The sequence below is a fragment of the Wohlfahrtiimonas chitiniclastica genome (genome assembly GCF_002252325.1).
Classification (GTDB): Bacteria; Pseudomonadota; Gammaproteobacteria; order Cardiobacteriales; family Wohlfahrtiimonadaceae; genus Wohlfahrtiimonas; species Wohlfahrtiimonas chitiniclastica.
The window spans coordinates 407585-427742 of the sequence record NZ_NEFL01000002.1 but is presented as its reverse complement, the minus strand read 5'-3'; the positions used below and the strand labels follow the sequence as shown (position 1 = coordinate 427742).

The 20158-nt window shown below is 35.6% G+C and carries 7 protein-coding genes; all 7 read right to left on the bottom strand.

Annotation, left to right across the window (positions count from 1 at the left end; genetic code table 11):
• Positions 1-154: 154 nt before the first annotated feature.
• A complete protein-coding gene (locus B9T10_RS10295) occupies positions 155-10519 on the bottom strand; it encodes a calcium-binding protein (RefSeq protein ID WP_094538161.1) in 10365 nt (3454 codons plus the stop codon).
• A gap of 27 nt (positions 10520-10546) precedes the next feature.
• Positions 10547-11530 (bottom strand): toxin-antitoxin system YwqK family antitoxin, encoded by a 984-nt coding sequence (locus tag B9T10_RS07250; protein ID WP_008315648.1) that lies wholly within the window; start codon positions 11528-11530, stop codon positions 10547-10549.
• A gap of 30 nt (positions 11531-11560) precedes the next feature.
• Positions 11561-12994 (bottom strand): HlyD family type I secretion periplasmic adaptor subunit, encoded by a 1434-nt coding sequence (locus B9T10_RS07245; RefSeq protein ID WP_008315649.1) that lies wholly within the window; start codon positions 12992-12994, stop codon positions 11561-11563.
• A gap of 12 nt (positions 12995-13006) precedes the next feature.
• Positions 13007-15148 carry a type I secretion system permease/ATPase gene (locus B9T10_RS07240; RefSeq protein ID WP_018122655.1) on the bottom strand — a complete coding sequence of 714 codons (2142 nt, stop codon included), beginning with the start codon at positions 15146-15148 and terminating at the stop codon, positions 13007-13009.
• A 202-nt stretch (positions 15149-15350) separates the two neighbouring features.
• The gene (locus tag B9T10_RS07235) at positions 15351-16913 is read right to left on the bottom strand and encodes a Tn7-like element transposition protein TnsE (RefSeq protein ID WP_008315651.1); all 1563 of its coding nucleotides are present in this window, start codon (positions 16911-16913) and stop codon (positions 15351-15353) included.
• Positions 16910-18466: a TnsD family Tn7-like transposition protein gene (locus tag B9T10_RS07230; RefSeq protein WP_008315652.1), complete on the bottom strand. Its 1557-nt coding sequence runs from the start codon at positions 18464-18466 to the stop codon at positions 16910-16912. The genes B9T10_RS07235 and B9T10_RS07230 overlap by 4 nt, the downstream gene beginning before the upstream one ends.
• 2 nt (positions 18467-18468) lie before the next feature.
• Positions 18469-20145 (bottom strand): AAA family ATPase, encoded by a 1677-nt coding sequence (locus tag B9T10_RS07225; RefSeq protein WP_008315653.1) that lies wholly within the window; start codon positions 20143-20145, stop codon positions 18469-18471.
• Positions 20146-20158: the final 13 nt, after the last annotated feature.

Here is a 20158-nt window from a genome sequence, read left to right as displayed (position 1 = left end):
TATAAAATTTTATTCGATGATAAAATAATAAAGTATCATCTTAAATCTTAAAAATATTGGTATTAAACTAGAAAATAAGTAATAAAGTTTCATCCTGAAAATTAGAATTAACAAAAAGCCCTGCAATATTTACAGGGCTATTCTATATATTAAATCAATACGCAGAAGTTGTTAACATTGGTCTAGACAGTGATTGATCTGTTGTCACCATGAAATCCTCATTAGAACTATTCGTTGAATCGAATGCAGCCATTGCACTAATTAATTGATGTAAACTTTGATCCACAGAAAAATCCGCATCATTCTGCATTGCCATCCTAGAAGAACTCATTCTATTGACGGGTATTGTTAAACCAAATGCTCCAAAAATTTGATCTGCAGATATACTGCCACCTGTTTCAAACTCAATAGATTCAATTAAATATTTTCCACCTAAAAAGAAATTCTTAATAGTCACTTGATTATCAGGACTTTGGTCTACACGTAAAATAAGATCATCGCCTGACTTTGTCAATCCTGATCCTACTTGATTAAAGGTAATATTATTACTAAAGCGCAATCTGTCATGCCCACCAGATTCTTCAATAACATCTCGACCCCCACTATAAATGTATAGGTCATTTCCTAATCCACCACGCATGTAGTCATTTCCTAGTGTATCACGCAATGTATCATTACCTTGTGTACCTTCAATCCATTCGATGCTTGTATTCTCAGGCATTGTTAAACCAAATGCTCCAAAAATTTGCTCAGCAGAAATGCTACCACCTGTTTCAAATTCAACAGATTCAATTAAATAATTACCACCCAAGAAGAAGTTTTTAATTGTAATCTGATTATTAGGATTCTGATCAACTTGTAAAATTAAATCATCACCAGATTGTATCAACCCAGAACCTACTTGGCTGAAAACAATACCATTAGAAAAACGTATACGATCATAACCACCTGCTTCCTCGATGATATCCTTACCTCCTGTATAAATATACAAATCATCACCAAGGCCTCCCATCATATAATCATCTCCGAGAGTGTCTCTTAAAATATCATTCTTATCGGTACCAACAATATTCTGCCCTTCACCACTTCCAGGGTTTGTTCCTGGATCTGTTCCTGGATCTGTTGGAAGCACTGTTAATTGTTTTGCTATTTGTGCAGCTGAAAGAGTATAACCGGTGCCTGGTTGAATATAATTTAATAACCAATCACCACCTAAAAAATGATTCAAAACACGTACTTGCTGTTGTAAATCTTTATCAACTAGAATGACTAGATCATCTTTATCACGGTGATAACTAATACGATTCGCTGCAATGCCATTCATAAATAATCCATCATTACCGCCACCAGTATTGTCAATAGTATCTACACCACCACCTTCTGTGTATAAATATTTATCATCACCTGTTCCACCGATTAGTAAGTCATCACCATCTTCACCATACAATGTATCGTTTCCAGCACCGCCTAGCAAAATATCATTACCAGACCCTTGGCCACTACCGTTACCACCAGACAAGTAATCATCACCATTTCCACCTTCTAGTCGATCATCACCACCCATACCAAATAATTTATCGTCACCATCAAAACCTTGAATCCAATCAGCACCTGAACCTCCTGCTAATTGTTCACCTTGTGATGTTCCTTCAATGACTCTATCAAATTTACCACCACTTTCAGCAGCTTTAATCATCTCAGAAATTTTAATAGCAGGGATTAAGTATCCTCCTTGAGCTTGTACGAAACTTAGCTCTTTCTCACCGCCAAGAAAATGATCTTTGACTGTAACAGATTGCAGGGAATCATTATCTACTAAGATAACCAAGTTCATGCCATCTCTATGGAAACTCAATCTCTCTTCACGAATATCATTAAAGAAAAGAACATCTTTACCACCACCTTGATGATCTATAATATCCTGACCATCTCCAGCATAATAAACATAATGATCATCGCCTTCGCCACCATCTAGAACATCATTTCCTTTTCCACCACGAAGCGTGTCATTTCCTTTACCTCCGAAAAGCTGATCATCACCTTCACCACCATCTAGATAATCATTGCCTTCATTTCCATATAGCACATCGTTTCCCTCTCCTGAGAAAATCTGGTCATCACCTGCGTGACCGTAAATATGCTCGCTTCTATCTCGGTATCCAATTGTCTGTTTTTTATTTGGATCTGCATAGTAATGAATACTATTCTCTATCATTTCAGAAGTTACAAAGGTTCCATCAAAAAATTCAATTTTGTTAATTTTATGGTGATCATTACCATCTTTATATTCTACAAAGTAATCTTTAACTGTAATGCTATCGTTTTGATTACTATGCTGTATTACTAAATCCTCGCCAAAACGCTTAAATTCAATATTCTCTTTAGAAATATTTTCTCCAAAACGAATAATGTCAAACGATTCCAATACATTGCTATACGCCTCTCCTTTTGCACGTTCAATAATGGTGTCATTTCCATCCCCTAATTCAAATAAATAAATATCATCAGAAAATGCGCCATATAATGTATCGTTACCTTTTCCACCTTTAAGATAAGTCACTCGATCTGATTCAAATTCAGTATTTTCTCTATCAAATTCAAGATCAGCTAATAGCATTTCCTTCTCTTCTAATCCATTAAAGAAATGGCGATACTTATCTTCAGCACGCAAAATATCATTACCAAGCCCACCATCTAAAAAGCCCTGGCCCTGGAGCAAGTCATTACCTTTACCACCCTCAAGAAGACCATCACCGATTAAAGTATCATCTCCAGCCCCTCCTACTAGATGACCAGTACCTTCTAAATGATCATCTCCGTCACCACCATCAAGATAACCACTACCTGAAATGGTATCGTTACCATCTTCACCGAATAATTGACTATTTGGACCTATACCATGAATTGTGTCATTACCACCACCTGCACGAATAATATCATCGCTAGTTAAACCATGAATAATGTCATCCTGTGATGTTCCTTGAACACTATAATGAATGATGTCATTTTGATCCCAAGATGTACCGTCTGCAAATTCAATTCTATTAATTGGTAGTCTACGATTCAAATTATCAAATTGCGCATCAATCTCTATACGATTATTAGGGTCTAATGCTTCATAAATTATTAAATGGCCATTTCCATCATGCCAAAAAACCAATTGATCGGCATTTAAGTGGGTAAATACAATAGTATCAATTTCATCTTCAGAATTTTCCCGATACCAACCTGTAATCTGATCACTTCCCCAATTTGATCCAAAGATATATCTATCACTGCCTCGACCACCATTTAAAGTATCATTTCCAGCACCACCCTCTAGAACATCGTCACCATCTTCACCATAAAGAGAGTCATCACCACCACCTCCCTTTAACAGGTCATTACCATCATTACCATAAAGAACATCGTGACCATCACCACCTTCTAAAAGATCATCTCCATCCTGTCCATATAGAGTGTCATCTCCATCACCACCTAATAAATGGTCATCCTTATCTGCGCCATATAAGGTATCGTTTCCAACGTTACCATGAATGGTATTCGAAATACTGTTATACCCCAAAAGCTTATTATCCGACGATGTGCCGTTCAGTGAAAAGTTACGGAGCCAATCAATACCAGATATTGTTTTATCTGCAAAGACAAATTCAGAAAATGGCGCATTTCCATTGATGCGGTCAAAATTATTAATCAATACTCTGTCATTATCACCATATTCAATGACTAAAGTATTGGAAGAATATTCAGGCTTCTGAGTGAATATAACTTCATCTGAGTTAATACCTTTAAATATTATTTTATGGCTAGCACCTAAAAATGAATCATTTTCCAAGTTAATATGATCAACACCATCACCTTTATTGAATATAAACGTATCCGTTAGGCTGTGGCTAAAGAACTCATCATTGCCAGCACCACCTGTAAAAGTTGTATGACCACCGTAACTACCATGAAGGGTCTCATCACCTTTTCCACCTTTTATATCAGCATTGCCTGTTAAATATAGGTGAACTGTAGCCTTTTCTGTAGACTTAGTATCTAAGTGTAATTCTGCATTTCCAGACCAATAAAAATTGGAATCATTATAATTACTCAAGCTCTTAAGTGATAAAACCTCAAAAGTATTTAACTTAATGCTTTTATTCCCAACTTTCAAATCGGTAACTGTTGGTATCACAGTTCTATCACGCCAAGTACGCGCATAATAATCCTTAACTGTTATTTGATCCTCATTACCATAGTGTAATATTAGGTCATAGTTATTTCGTTGAAAATGAATATTCTCTAGTGAATCATCAGTTATATGAATCTGATCTTTATCTTCAGTTGATCGATTATTACTAATAATAATATCTTTACCATCGCCAACACTAAACTGATAAGTATCATTGCCAGCCCCACCATTTAATGTATCATTTCCTCGCCCACCTACAAGTAAATCATTCCCATTGTTACCCACTAAAGTATCATTTTTACTAGCACCAGTAATATATTGATTCTTACTCGTTGATATTTGAATTGTACTACCTTGAGATGAAGACACATCATCTGTTGTAACAATTAATTCACCATCCCAATAGAAGTTATAACCAATATTAGATTTACTTGTGACAAGTAACGGTAACTGTAATAAATCTTCTACCCCTAATATTTTGTCAGTGAATTTAAATTGGTGAATTTTATTGCTTAACCAATCTGCTTTATTTGCACTCTTAGCATAGAAAAAGTTATTAATACGAATAGAATCATTTTTACCATATTCAATGATTAAATCATATTGTTCTGCATGCAGTCGAGCCTCAGCACTGCTTACATCTAAAAACTCAATAACATCTACATCGGTTGTACTGTTATAGCTATCTGAAATAACATCCTTACCATCCCCTTTACGGAACTTATAGGTATCGCTACCAGCACCACCCACTAAACGGTCATTACCTTTACCACCAATAAGCACATCATTACCAGCACCTGTTGTGATCTGATCATCGTAAATGCTACCTGTTATATGATGAACATCTTTGGCTTCACCTGATAATTCAATCGTGTGTCCTTTAGCAACATCAGGATTAGACAATACAGTGATATCACCTCTCCAGTGAATCCCTGTTAAATCACTGCCTTGGCTTTCCCATTGAATTAATTTTGACTGTGCCAATTCTTCTAAGGTCAGGACAACATTATCTTTAAATTCAAAGTATTTAACCTTATTGGTTAACCAAGCAGCTTCGCCTGAAGCATAATATCCATTTTGGAAAAAATCTTCGATTCTAACTGAATCATTTTCACTATACTGAATTAATAAATCCTTCCCTTGAGCATGGTAAGTAACCTGCTTATTATCAATATCTAAGAATCGAATCGTATCATGATCATCAGCCGAGGCATTATTTGTTCGGATAGTGTCATTACCATCACCCAAGCTGAATTGATAGGTATCGCTACCTGCACCACCCACTAAACGGTCATTACCTTTGCCGCCAATGAGAGTGTCATTGCCTGTGCCTGTTGTAATTCTATCGTCATAGTCACTACCTGCTACATGATGCACATCTTTGGCTTCACCTGATAATTCAATCGTGTGTCCTTTAGCAACATCAGGATTAGACAATACAGTGATATCACCTCTCCAGTGAATCCCTGTTAAATCACTGCCTTGGCTTTCCCATTGAATTAATTTTGACTGTGCCAATTCTTCTAAAGTCAGGACAACATTATCTTTAAATTTAAAGTATTTAACCTTATTGGTTAGCCAAGCAGAATTACTAGAACCTTTTCCATTCTTAAAGAAATCTTTTATGATGACAGAATCACTTTCTGTATATTGAATCAGAAGGTCTGAGCCTTGGTTATAGTAATGTACATCTTTACTATTGATTTCATTAAAGACGATTGTATCGTGGTCATTTATTTCATGATTCAGAGTTTTAATTGTTGTTGTTTCATCACCAACATTAACAATATATACATCACTCCCAGCCCCCCCACTTAACAAATCATTCCCCTTACCTCCAATTAATGTATCATTTCCTCCATCCCCATATAATTCATCATCACCATCTCCACCATGAATATAGTCATCGCCATCTCCACCAAAAACTACATCATTACCACCTAATGCCTCAATTCTATTATCTTCAGCATCTAAATATAAAACATCATCCCCATTTGTTGCTACTGGTACTAATTTTTGAAGGACATCCTCTACAGTCCAAACAACCCGATTAGGATCAGAAAATACTATTTTTTCTATTACTCCTTCTGCTAGAGTGCCATCAAAATCAAAATAATTTTGAATCTCAATGACATCATTAGTCAAATTACCCAGATCATCAATCCGCGTTAAAAAGACACTAGTTAATCCTCGGGAAATATTTATATGTTCTGGCTGAATACCACGAAAAATAATTTCATCATTTTGACCACTGCTATCATAGATTTTATCACTACCAAATCCGGTTTCAAAAATATAAGAATCTGATCCTGCACCACCTTGTAATGTGTCATTTCCTGCACCACCATGAATAGTATCTCGTTCATTTGTTCCGCGCAGTGAATTATTCCCACTATCACCTTCAATATTTTTATCATCAATAATCAGGAACAATCCTAAATTATTCGCTCTCAAATAAGAAAGATTATCTTCCCATGATGCCTTATATACACTACTATATATACCTAAGTCATGTGCGATTTTACCTAGTTGCTTAATAGTACCCATATCACCAGATTGATGTAACTCGTATAATTGAGCATTCAGCTTATCCCATTGATAAATACTTATCTTTTCTTTTTTATTATAAGATTTTTTAAAATATGGGCTGGTAGAGGCTAATAAGTTTGCATTAACATAATCTGCAAATTTTTTAAATTCAGCAACTAATAATGGTGAGGCTCTACCATGTGGATTTGGATCCAACTCCCCCCAACACCACGTTCCCATATATCCTTTTCCAACTAAATTTTCTAAAGATACCAATTGCCTTGCATCCATTACATGCCCATAAACCTTGGCAGGATCACGGCTATTTGGATCAATTAACGAAGAACCAGTCCATTGATATATTAGATTATAAAGATTTTCCTCAGTTTGATTATTAGCAGAAGATATATAATTCTGAATCATATCACGAAGGGTATGGTCTAATGCCATTGCTTGTCTCAGGTTTAATACATTACCAAATGCATATATATTTGGTAAATCAAATATCTCTTCAGGTATTTCAATTTCCTGAGTAGATTTTGTTTTAGCAGGGTCAACTTGAAACCAGACATCTGTAACATCTGTGGCTCTACCGTCCATCCAAGTTACTGTTGATGTCTGTTTATGGATATTACCTGATTCATCTGTCTGATTAATATTTCGATATGCTAAATTAATTTCTTTAAGGCCTATCTGATCTAAGGTTTTTAATTCCCCTATATCTACAATGCCATCTTGATTAAAATCCTGCCAAACTTTTAACTCTTTCCAAATACTATCTTGATTATCTAATTTATCATTTTTATTAACATCAAATTCTTTCAATCCTTCAAAACCATTTTTTGCTTTTGAACCATCTTGCAAAATAGTATGATTTCCAAATAGCTCAGAGCCATTATCAATCTTACCATTGCTGTTACGATCTAGCACAAGCAAACCATCATTATCATCAACCCAACCAGATTGTTCTGCAAATGTATTGCTATCTAAATCAAAATAAAATGTATTGTTTTTAGAAGTAGTTTTAACTCCATCACCATTTAAATCTATGATTATAGGAGATTGGACCTGCTCTGCATCTCCAATATTAGGAGTACTATCATTAGGATCTTCATCATCTTCTGTAGTTAATCTTACATGTACTGTATCATCAATCTTATTATCTTTTTCATCTACATAACTAGCAGTGATTGTCAAATCTAAGTCTTCATCACCTAATACTTCACTGCTATTTAAAATAGTAATTGCTATGCTACCTAATGCTTGTTGATCAAACGTATCATTATCTACATAAAATTGAATTTTATTATCATTAACTACTAACTCTTTTCCTTGTACATTAAGAGCTGTTCCATTTTCCAATCCATTGAATTTTAATGTAACCAACTCTCCTTTTTTAGGATTTAGGCGAAAATGAACATAGAACATTAATTCACCTGAACCTCTCCATGTTAACTTTGAAGGAGGGATTTCGCCATCAATCATATCATTATGTTCAGAATCATTAATAATCAGCTTATTGGTAACTAAGTTAATGCCTAAATCACCATCTTTAAAATCATTAATAATTACGACAGAATCATCTTTAGCAGCTTCTTTTGATCTTTGCGCATCTTGAAAACTAGTAATTGTTAATGTATATGAGCCATTACTATTAGCATTTGTAGTATTTTCAACTGCATATAAATTCCATTTATCCTGATAAACCCAATTATTCTCAACAATATTGCCATCTACAATGAGCGGCTTCCAATGTTTGGGATTAGATGTATCAATTTTCTCACCATTGTAATAAATTACACCCTTACCATCTTTATCTGTGAGATTGTAAATTGCACCACCTTTAGCATTAAACTTGTAGATATCATGGCCACCCTCGTCCACAATAGTGATTTCTGTTTCATCTGCCCACTGATTACCTGTATTAACGGTATTAAACGAACTACCTTCAAAAAGATAATAATCATTCCTAGAGCCGTAATCTGTAATGCTTAAAGAACCATTGAAGCTTGTAAAAGAATAAACATCTTCTACCTCAGAACTTTTATTATTTTGCGCAGGTGCAGCTGAGTTGGCATCTTTTTCTTTACCATCAATAATTGTAATTTCAACTTCTTTGAATGATGCATTAGAATACTTAAAATCATATGTATCACTGCCTTGTAAATCAGTTGCAGTATATTTTCCTGAAAAGTCCGTTACAATGTATTTATCATCTCCATGCACATCGAAACTAACGTGTCCTATACCATTTGACCCATCTAACAGTTTGCTTGTGCCTTTTAAATGGTATTGATCATTCCCATAGCCCGCTTCAACATGATCATTACCATCAAAGCCAAAGTGGATAATATCATTGCCATAACCACCATAAATCTCACTGCTTATGGTATTACCTACTCCTCCTTTGAGAGCTTGAAGTATTTTTCCTTGGTCACCATAAATGCTTTCTAAGTCAAAAATATATTGTTTTTCATCTCCATAGGCTGATGGAAAAACTCCTGTTTGTGATTGAGCAACTAGCTTTGCATTCTCATATGGTGAAAATTCAATTCCATTTTTAACATCGAAAAAATAACCATTTGCTGTATTTCTAACAGTGGTATTTAATATTAAGTTATCTGACTGATCTTCAAGATGATATTTTGCTAATAAATCCAAATACGATAATCTAGCCGAAAAAAAATTCTGGTTAAAAATATTATTATCTGAAAGTTTTAAATCCTTATGAATTCCTTTGTCATCATAATTAATACCTGTAATTATAAAAAAGTTTCCTTTTAATAAGGCATATCGATAACTTAGTAATTCTTTTTGTTTATCAGATAATTCAATTATTCCATCTTGTACTATCAACGTGTCAATTGTATATTCACCACCTTGCACAGCAATTTTGTTAAATAAACTTTCTAGTTTATGTTTATAGTAATAAGCTTGCTCCCTTTTCGGTGGGTCATTAACTTTCTTTTCACCAAAAATTTCTAATAAAGCATTCAACATATTGAAAGGTTCGTTTGAAATAGTACTAATACCAAACAAAAACGATGCATAATCTAGGCCTGTAGCGTTTAAAGATCCTAAATATTGACTTAATTTTTTAGCAGCATCAAATTCTGCCACAGTAATTTCTTTTCCACTCGAATTACCCTCCTCTTTATTCAGTAAAGATAATTTAACCACAAAAGCTGCAAATGGCTCTGTGATAGACCAATTGTCTCCAACATATTTTTGGCTATTTGTATCACTTACAATATCAGTAAGATCTTTTTCTATCCTCAGATTATGATCTAAATAAAATTGTTGTAATTTAACTTCAGTCTCTTTTAGTTGAGCTTCATATTCATCAAGTCTATGCGTGGCTAACATACCGAGTAAAGTTACTGCAACGTTAATTGTTTTTATTATGGGTGTTGATGACAATCCAGGCATGCTAGTGATAATTTCAGCAGACTTTGTTAATACTTGTATAAGTTTACCTTGTGCCCTATAAGATAATTTATAGTTATTAGTATTCTCTGCATCTTTAATTAAAAATACATTTAATTGTGCTACATCATCTAATAATTTCTTAAAATCAAATGCTCCTTTGAGAATAGTTAGAGAATCCGCAATATGCGGCTGCATTTTATACTTTTTGATTATGTCTAACTCTGATAATTCAGCTATATCTTTATACAACCCCATAAGGTCTATAGATAAAGAAAGAATGGCAAACATTCTATCATCCTCTGAAATGCCATTTAATTTTGCCCAGTCATTTAAAGCACCTTTTGAGCCCAAGGCTAACTGCATTAATTCTTGATATGAATTCATCTTATATTACCTTTTTTAATTTATAAATTATATTTGATCAAAATCTTTAAGCGGAGGGACTTTCTGGCACTTCACATCAGGTCTATAATTAACAGCTTCACGACTATGTTGCTCCCTATTGTTTTGCAAAAAAGCTTTACGAATTAGCACGCCATTTTCATCCCATTGTTGACACCAACCATTGGCATATCCAAAATCATCGAAGAGAATTTCGGCATATTTTCGACCAGATTCATACCAATAAGTTGCAATCCCCTGTATTAATCGATCTTTATAATTGGCTTCAAAATATTTTTTACCCGATTTGTACCAATAAGTTGTCTTCTGTTGCTTAGCCTGATACCTATCTTCAAAATACTTGTACTGGGGCTCTCCTGATGGATAATATCCAATAACAACAGTTAAATCTAAATCTGGATCAAAAAATGTTTCATATTTAAGAGTCCCATCTTCACGCCAAGATTTTCTGTACTCTTTTTCAAGTAACCGACTGTTTTTATATGACTCTTCACGCTTATTACCATTGATATACCACTGAGTATTGTGCTCTCCAAACGATCGATTTTCATCAGTGCGATCATATTGAGAAATTGAACTAATTGTATGTTGTGAATTGTCAAAATAATTTTTTCTCTCACCCACTAAAAAGCCATTTCTGTAGGAAGCTTCACTTGAAATTAAACCATTTTTATACCAGAGAATATATTTTCCTTCTTTTCTCCCTTCAAGAAGTACATACTCCTCTTTTTTCTCACCAGTATCATAATGCGTTACAATCTTTTCAACTTTACCTTCGCCTTTAGCAATGCGTTCTAACCGAGCCTCTTCTTCTAATTTACGATTAATGGCATCTTGTCTATTTTCTTCTATCATTTTTCGAATACTTTGATTACGCTCTTGCAATAAACGAGCATATTCACGTTTTTGATAATCTTGATACTGCGAATATCCAAAATATCCACCACCTAACACAGTGATAATTGCTAATCCTATTAAACTTTTCTTCAACATATATTCTTCCTTTCAGTTTTAATTTTATTTCTATAATTCACGCATACTCTCACCCACCTTCGTTTGAAGTGGGCTCAAGAAATAATCTATTACTCGGCGTTCTCTGATCTTAATCTCAGCCGTCACATTCATGCCTGCTGTGAGCGGTATTTTCTTTTCATTAATCATTAAAAAGTCTTTATCCAGTTTAATAATCGCTTGGTACACCAATCCATAATCTTGATGCTCGATTGCATCAAAGCTGATGCTTTTCACTCTACCTGTAATATAGCCATATCGAGTATATGGGAAGCTTTCCACTTTGATCACAACCTCTTGGTTATGTTCAATAAAGCCAATATCTTTATTGGGCACTAATGCTTCCACTTCCATAAAGTCACCTTCAGGCACAATCACCATCAACTCTTCACCATGGGAAACCACACCACCTTCTGTATGAATATTCAGCTGTTGCACTGTGCCATTGGCTGGCGCTTTAATGTGAGCTTGATCCATGCGGTGCTTTGCTCGTTGGCTATCTGCTAGATATTGAGGAACCAGCTCTTGAGCTTCTCGCAAGCCGTTTAATATCTCTTGTTTGAGTTGGTATTCAGTGTATTGACGCTCTTTCTCTAACTGAATTTTCCCTTCATTGATCTCAATGAGCCGGCTCTCTTGCGAAACCAATTCATGTTTAGCATTGATATGATCTTGTCTCTTTTGGTTATATTGATGTTTAGAGACACCTTTACTCTTATTATTGCTGAGCTTTTCATAGTCCTGTAGCTCTTCTTCGATGAGTTCAATGTTTTGTGTGAGCTTTTCCACTTGGGCATTGGTGGTACGATACTCTGCATCTTTCTGACGAATGGCTGAACCATAACGATCATCTTGAGATTGCCACAGCTGATACTGGTTTTGTACCAATTGCTCAGCCTGTTTGAGTTCATCGATTGTGATGCGTTCTGTGGCTTCTTCTGTGATGAGTGGCATTTCTTGATTTTGCAGTGCTTTAATCAAAGCTTCAGAGCGGTATTTTAAAAGCGTTGCCGCTTCTAATGATTGCTCTGCTTTTTCATAATCTTGATCCGCACCTAAGAAATCTAACGTGACTAAAGGGTCATCTTTTTTAACCTCATCACCATTCTTCACATAGATTTTAACAATCCCACCATCTTCTAGGCTTTTGATGGCTTTACTGCGCCCGCTTAATACGGTTTTACCTTGCGCAGTTGCCACAACCTCCATATGACCTAAGATGGCCCATAGAAGAGTGATGACAAAAAAGAGCATGATCAATCGTGCAGCCCATTTAGGTGCATTGGATAAAGGGGTTTCCACCAACTCTAATTGAGCAGGTAGAAATGCACGTTCATCCTCATCACGTTTTGGTGGATCTAATTGTTCTCTGATATTCCAAACGGCTTTCCAAATCTCTTTGTAACGTTTGAACATGGCACCTAAGCCTTCTTTCCATAATCCCATGGTTTAATCTCCTTAGCCATTCTGTAACTGGTGGAGATAGGCGTAGTAACCGTTCTCTTTTTTCAATAAGTCATCGTGTTTACCTTCTTCCACAATGACACCTTTATCCATCGCAATGATTCTAGTTGCCATCCGCACTGTGGATAGGCGATGGGCAATGATCAATACTGTACGACCACGGCAGATATCTTTCATATTCTTCATGATGGCATGTTCAGATTCATAATCTAAAGCACTCGTTGCTTCATCAAAGATTAATATTCTAGGATTGCCAATCAATGCACGAGCAATGGCGATGCGTTGTCTTTGACCACCTGACAGTGTGGAACCATGTTCGCCTACCATGGTGTCATAGCCTTCTGGGAGTTCCATGATAAAGTCATGAGCACCTGCCAATTTAGCAGCAGCCATCACACGTTCTAATGTCATACCAGGATCAGAGAGTGCAATATTATCTTTGACGGATCGATTGAATAATAAGTTCTCTTGCAGCACTACACCAATCTGACGGCGCAGCCATGCAGGATCAGCCAAAGATAGATCATTGCCATCAATGAGCACTCGCCCTCGCTCAGGGACATAAAGCCGTTGGACTAATTTGGTTAATGTACTTTTACCTGAACCTGATCGACCTACGATGCCGATGATCTCACCTGCTTGAATGGTAAGGTTAGTATTTTTTAAAATTTCAGGGCCATCGGGACGATAGCGGAACACGATATTTTCAAAAGTGATGTCACCTTTAATGGGTGGCAATGCCAACTGGCTTTTAGGATTTTCTGTCGGAGTATTTAAAATATCCCCTAAGCGAGCAACCGAGATACCTACTTGCTGAAAGTCCTGCCATAGCTGAGCTAATCTTACAATCGGTGCTGCCACTTGCCCTGCGAGCATATTAAAGGCAATCAATTGACCCACTGTCATTTCACCTTTAATAACAAGTTGAGCCCCTAACCATAGTGTCATCACAGAGACAATCTTTTGAATCAGTTGCACACCTTGTTGACCAATGGTGGCTAAACGCGTAACACGAAAGCTTGAGTGAACATAAGCAGCTAACTGTTTATCCCACTGTGTGGTTGCTTGTGGTTCAACTGCCATCGCTTTAATGGTGCCGACACCACTGACTGATTCCACCAAAAATGATTGGTTATGAGCACTCTTTTGGAATTTATCATGTAAACGCGCACGAAGAACTGGGCTGATGAAAGCAGACCAAATTGCATAACAAGGTAATGAAGCCAAAACCACCATCGTTAACCAAACGCTGTAATAAAGCATCACAGCAATGAATATGAATGAGAACAATAAGTCCAATAAAGAAGTTAAGGCCTGCCCTGTTAAGAAGTTACGGATCTGTTCTAACTCACGAATACGGGCAACAGTTTCACCCACACGGCGTGATTCAAAATAAGAGATGGGCAAAGCCAACATATGTCTGAATAGTCGAGCACCCAATTCAACATCAATACGGCTTGTGGTATGGGCAAAGATATAGGTTCTTAAACCATTCAACACCACATCAAACAATGTAATGACAACTAAGCCAATGACAATGACATCTAAAGTAGTTAAACCACGATGTACTAATACTTTATCCATCACCACTTGGAAAAAGAGTGGCGTCACTAAAGCAAATAACTGTACAAATACAGAAATTAATAGAACTTCACCTAAAATTTTACGGTATTTAATGACAGCAGGAATAAACCATGTGAAATCAAACTTACGGAGTTCGCCTAAAATAGAGGCACGAGAAGCCACAACAATGATGCGACCTTCATAACAAACATCAAACTCCTCACGGGATAACATCTGAGGCTTGCCTGTTCTTAAATCATGAATCAATACTTGTTCATCATCTACCCGGGCAATGATGAAGTGTTCACCATCTTCTCGCCATGCTAACGCTGGGAGCGCTGCTAAGTGTAAGCGACTGTTGAGTTGTTTAATGCATTTTGCTTTAAGTTCGAGGTGTTTAGCCGCTAACAACCATTGCGATTGTGTGAGCCCTTTACCTTCAACATCATACTGATGGCTAATATCTTCTGCATTAACAGCAATGCCATGAAAACCTGCCAATAAAACCAATCCTCGTAATGCCAAATCAATGGGTTGATCTGACAGTGAATCCTCTACTTCTGATACTGACATATTTATTATACTTCCGATTTATATTGAAAAATTTAATAGAATAATGGTCTTTTACTAGTTAAATATTTTTTATAATTATAACTAAATCAATCAATCAATCAATCAATCAATCAATCAACACAAATAATAAGTTTTATTTTTAACAATCAATAATATAATATCTTAAGTAATCACAGAATGTATAAGCCCTATAGTCATACTGCTAAACAATACTCAAAACTTGACATAATCTTCTTTGCCAATTAATAAAATCTTCGCTAGCCTCGGTTAACTCCAAGATGCCTTGAGGATGATTTAAAGTATGAACGGTGCCGAATTTTTCTAAACAACTAACTTTCGGCCATCCTAGCGACTTCTGGACTATAGCTTTCAATATCTCATCAATATTCTCATTCCAAACATTGATATCATCAATCTTTAATATCAAAGTTGATACTGACTTATAGTTATCCCTCGTATCTATTTCTAAGATGATAAATTGAGCAGCACCTGTCTCAACTCTAACCTCAAGCACAGATCGATTATTACCGTCTATCGTTCTATGTAGCCGAGAACGCCCAACAGCAGATAAAAAATATAATTTTTCAGTGCAGTGAATATTAGGTCGTTCTGCAAGTCTTTTAATGAGTAGTTTAAATGCTTCAAATCTTTTCATATAAAGTTCTAAAATATCACTATCATCGTCTAGACCAGAAAAGTCTGCTTGACATGCAGTGCCTTCAATCGTAGCTTCATCTGTACTGACATCTAACTCTACAAATTCACTATGTTCTTCATTTTCTGTTCCTTGTGCACTTGACACTCTTTTTTTGATAACCTTTCGAGTTTCGACAGGACTAGCAAAACTAAAGGAGGTTGTTGGAATATCTATCGTTTTTGACTTAGTATCGATATCTGCTTCTTGTTGATCATCAATCGTAGTACTATCCAATGAACCAGTTGGCCTAGATCCACCACTCGCCCTCCCGCCCGTACCAATTTTGAATTTCTCACTAAAAAAGTGTACTTTTTTAGGCAGGTGAGATGGAATATTGCTGATACTTATAATTTCATAAACATGGTAGTTACCAGTCTTCTTATCCATCCAGCCTCTAACCTCTAATGAAATATTTTCTAATTTCGGAGGATCAAATTGAAAATACCATACCTTTTTATCTTTATTGTCTTTAGCATCTTGTATAAAATACCTAGCGATGCTTTCATACGAACAACGAGCATTATCATCTAGTAATATCCATGCTAATAAACGCCTTTGACCTTCATTCTCAAAAATTTTTAAAGGCAAAGTTCCTATGGGCAATACATTTACTAACACTAAGTCATCTTGTCTATCTTGAACCCAAAATTCTCTATTCAATAGCCCATGATCTATACAGTTTCGCGCAAGATAAGTATTATGGAAAAATAAAACTCGTGCAAACTCTATGTGAGGTATGTGAACGGTTATAGCTGGTTCGTCTGATGTAATATAGTCAAATACAAAGGTATTGCCTATACACTCTGAATCAACATCTATACGCCAATTAGAAGTAGAAATATTTTTCAAAATAAATGGATATCCTCCTTTACGAGATTGCCCATCTGATGGATTTATAATCCTTCTCTTTGCAATAGCTGGTAAATTTGACAACCGAGTATGCAATATCTGATCTTTTCCATCACTTCTTATACATAGCTCAATATTCCACGATTTTAAATCACGAAACTTAAAAATATTAGCAATATACCGTATTTGGGAGTCTTCTGGGCAGCCTTTTACTTTCATATACTCACCTTTTTAATTTGTTGATTCACAATATTATGTACCTCAGCTAAAAATTGATTGGCTTCAGGACTAATTCTCTCATCACTTAATCTAGCTAGTCGTAACACTTCCCAACGCTGTAGATATTCTTTGTTTAAAAAGCTATCAATTAAAACTCGACTTAACCGCCTTATTTGATAATCACTAATATCTTCACTACATTGACCTAAAAATTTGGATACTTTGGGTAGCTTATCCAAATTTTTCTCAATCAGAGAAACAGCACCAATTTGTTGCATCCACCATTTTTTGGATTTACGAGGCAATATTAAATCCATATAAATTTGCTTATCTAGGCTAATCAAAGATTTTACTAACTCAACATCTCGCTTTTCCCAGTCAACTATGAGTCCTTTAGGTATATAATACTGATGATATCTTTTATTAGTCTTCATAAGCCATTGCTGATCATTTCGATACAACCAGGCATACAGTGCTTGATGGGCTTTCCTAGCTTCTTTAACAGAAGACTTATTATTCTCTATCAACTTTAACCAAAGATTACGATTTTCTTCAATCATTGCCATATCAACTTTATGTATATTTTTAGTTTGGTCTTTATATAGAAGCTGTTTAAATGGCTGATTTTTTACTTCAGCGATAATTTCTGAAAAAGTCCATGCCTGACCTTCTAACATAGATTCAATAGCAATAATATGTTCCATATAACTAAATGACTTACGATGCTTTCGAAAAATACCTCGAAGCCAGCCTGTTTCACAATCAAGCTTATTTAAGTTATTTTGCTCTAAAAATTCTAACGACCACCTTTTCTTTACTTTCTCTATAATACGCTGATGATCTATATGTTGAGAACCCTTAATACAATCATAGGAGCGAGCTAAACCTTGATAAAAGGCTGTCCATTGCATTAAATCAGGAGAAACTTGAACACCTAAAGATAATAGTTCAGCTATCTTAGATGTAATAAACAGATCATATTCACTAGCACTCTCTTGCTTATATATTAGACAATTTCTAGTATTAGGTGCAATAAAATCATGCCGAGAAGCTGGTCTATACTCGATTAACGAATCTACTAATTTATTGCCATGTTTGATACAGCAATTAGCTCCTGAAATCTGCCAAATACGCGCCCAATACCATTCACCATGTATTTTAAACTGCTCATCAAAACATTGGGGACAGTAACGAATATACTTTAAGGAAGGAAGCCTAGATGCATTGCGACCAATAGATAAATGTATTGCACCTTGCGAATATCCAGACATCCATTTTAAACACTCCTGCCTTCTATTTTCAGGAATAAATGGAGCGTACAAAAGAAAAAGAGTATGCTGATGTACTAAATGATGTAGGTTAAAAATATTTTGAGGATAATGACTAAGAATCTTAGATAAATGACAAGGCAAATCAACGGTTGCAACCACACCTCTATCTTCAAAAACATCATCTAACAGCTGCTTTGGACTAATCAGCCCTGTCCTAATTTTATACCTTGCAACTGTACTATAGATTAATTCTTCAGGATACGGCATAGGAAGATTGATCATATTTACCCTACTTTAGGTAGCCAATCGTCAATCTCAAAAATTAACGACGTATTATCTCTTAAATACTCATAAAATGGCTCACCTTCTTCTCTTTGAGTAAACTGAAAACGTAAGTCATCAGAATCTAATGTATGCCACTCTTTCTGCTTAATAGGTTTTGAGATTTTTGTCCCCCCTTTTGCCTTCACATTGCTTTTTAATGAAGTAATTTCTATCTTATCTTCTTTCAGCCAGTCTAAAATGATGGGTATTAAATCAGCAATACCTGCTTCAGGCAACTCAAAAACAGCCCTGTTAACTGTGGGAATTAAAAGACGAGAGTCCAATCCCATTTCTACTAACATACGATGTAATCTAATACTTAATTCATGGCCTTGATATTCTGATATCTCATCAAACTCCGCACTTTCTTGGCCTAACTTACTTTGAAGTTGTAATAACTTTTTATCTATATCTGGCACTACCAAATCTGAAAATTGAGCGATTCTATCAGCTCTTCCAGACTTTAAGGCCTCAATCATAGAATGAATAGGCTTCAAATCCTCATCATAAGTTGTTTGCAATAATTTAACAGTAATGCGTTCTATCCCCGAATCAATAGCTCTTAACTGAGCAAGAACAAAAAGCTTAACAACAACATCTAAAATACCTTGAGATAACTCATACCAACGCTCTCTGATCTCATCAGATAATGTAATATCTACTTTTTTTAACCATTGGTATTTCCATAGATTATCTGTAAAACTATTCCATTCGGATTTATATAGTCTACCATCTGGCAAAGTCATATTAGGTTCTTGAGCCATCTGCTCCCAGAAAATAGAGCCAAAACCTACACCACGACGAGCTGATCTTAAATCTCCCTCAAAAATAAATCTAGCTTTGGGGGTCCCCACCATAATCACTGGAAGACCTACAGTATTTACTAGTGTCACAAAAAAATTTAACATTTTTTCAGCACCACCAGATTTATTAACACTAAGATGCTGAATTTCATCTATGACTAAAAGTCCTATGGCATGATGATTAGAGATTTGGCGCATTAAATTGAGTAGGGTTTCTACACTGTGACGCTTTAAGGCATATTTCTGTTCATAATTAGAATCTAAGGCTTGATCAATAGCTCTAAAAAAGTGAAGGCAAAGGCTTTTAAGAGAGCCATCATGAGGACAATCTATTCTTAGGTAAACTATTTGGGTGAAATTAAACTCAGGATGATAAATGACCTGAGGATAAGTTGATAGAATTTTGTTAAGCGTAGTTGTCTTGCCACTACCAGAGCAACCTATAAATGCTAAACTAAGAGCCGTAGAATTTACTTGAGGAAAACAAACAACATCATCTTTGCCTGACATCAAACGTTCATAACCATTCTGAAGTCGAGTATTCAGTGATCCATCTTTAAGATTACGCCCCACATAGCCTTGGCGAATCATTATTGATAATTTTTTCTCAAGATCAATATGTCGGTCAATAGGTTGGAAAAATTTTCCCATCATCTGAGAAATCAAATGGGCTCGTGCAGATGAGGACGCTTGGCAATCAGATTGATTAAAGTCAATATGACCCTTGAGGATTTTAGCCACCTGTACTGGCTCTAAAATATGAGGTAATGCCTCGATAAATGGATTCCCCTTGTAATCACCAAAACTTTCTTTATAAACTGCATTAATCATCATTATCTTGACCTTC

Bases quoted from the DNA above. Each gene is read 5' to 3' on its own strand.
- B9T10_RS07225 (WP_008315653.1), bottom strand. From the start codon at position 20,145: ATGATGATTAATGCAGTTTATAAAGAAAGTTTTGGTGATTACAAGGGG.
- B9T10_RS07240 (WP_018122655.1), bottom strand. From the start codon at position 15,148: ATGTCAGTATCAGAAGTAGAGGATTCACTGTCAGATCAACCCATTGAT.
- B9T10_RS10295 (WP_094538161.1), bottom strand. From the start codon at position 10,519: ATGAATTCATATCAAGAATTAATGCAGTTAGCCTTGGGCTCAAAAGGT.
- B9T10_RS07230 (WP_008315652.1), bottom strand. From the start codon at position 18,466: ATGATCAATCTTCCTATGCCGTATCCTGAAGAATTAATCTATAGTACA.
- B9T10_RS07250 (WP_008315648.1), bottom strand. From the start codon at position 11,530: ATGTTGAAGAAAAGTTTAATAGGATTAGCAATTATCACTGTGTTAGGT.
- B9T10_RS07245 (WP_008315649.1), bottom strand. From the start codon at position 12,994: ATGGGATTATGGAAAGAAGGCTTAGGTGCCATGTTCAAACGTTACAAA.
- B9T10_RS07235 (WP_008315651.1), bottom strand. From the start codon at position 16,913: ATGAAAGTAAAAGGCTGCCCAGAAGACTCCCAAATACGGTATATTGCT.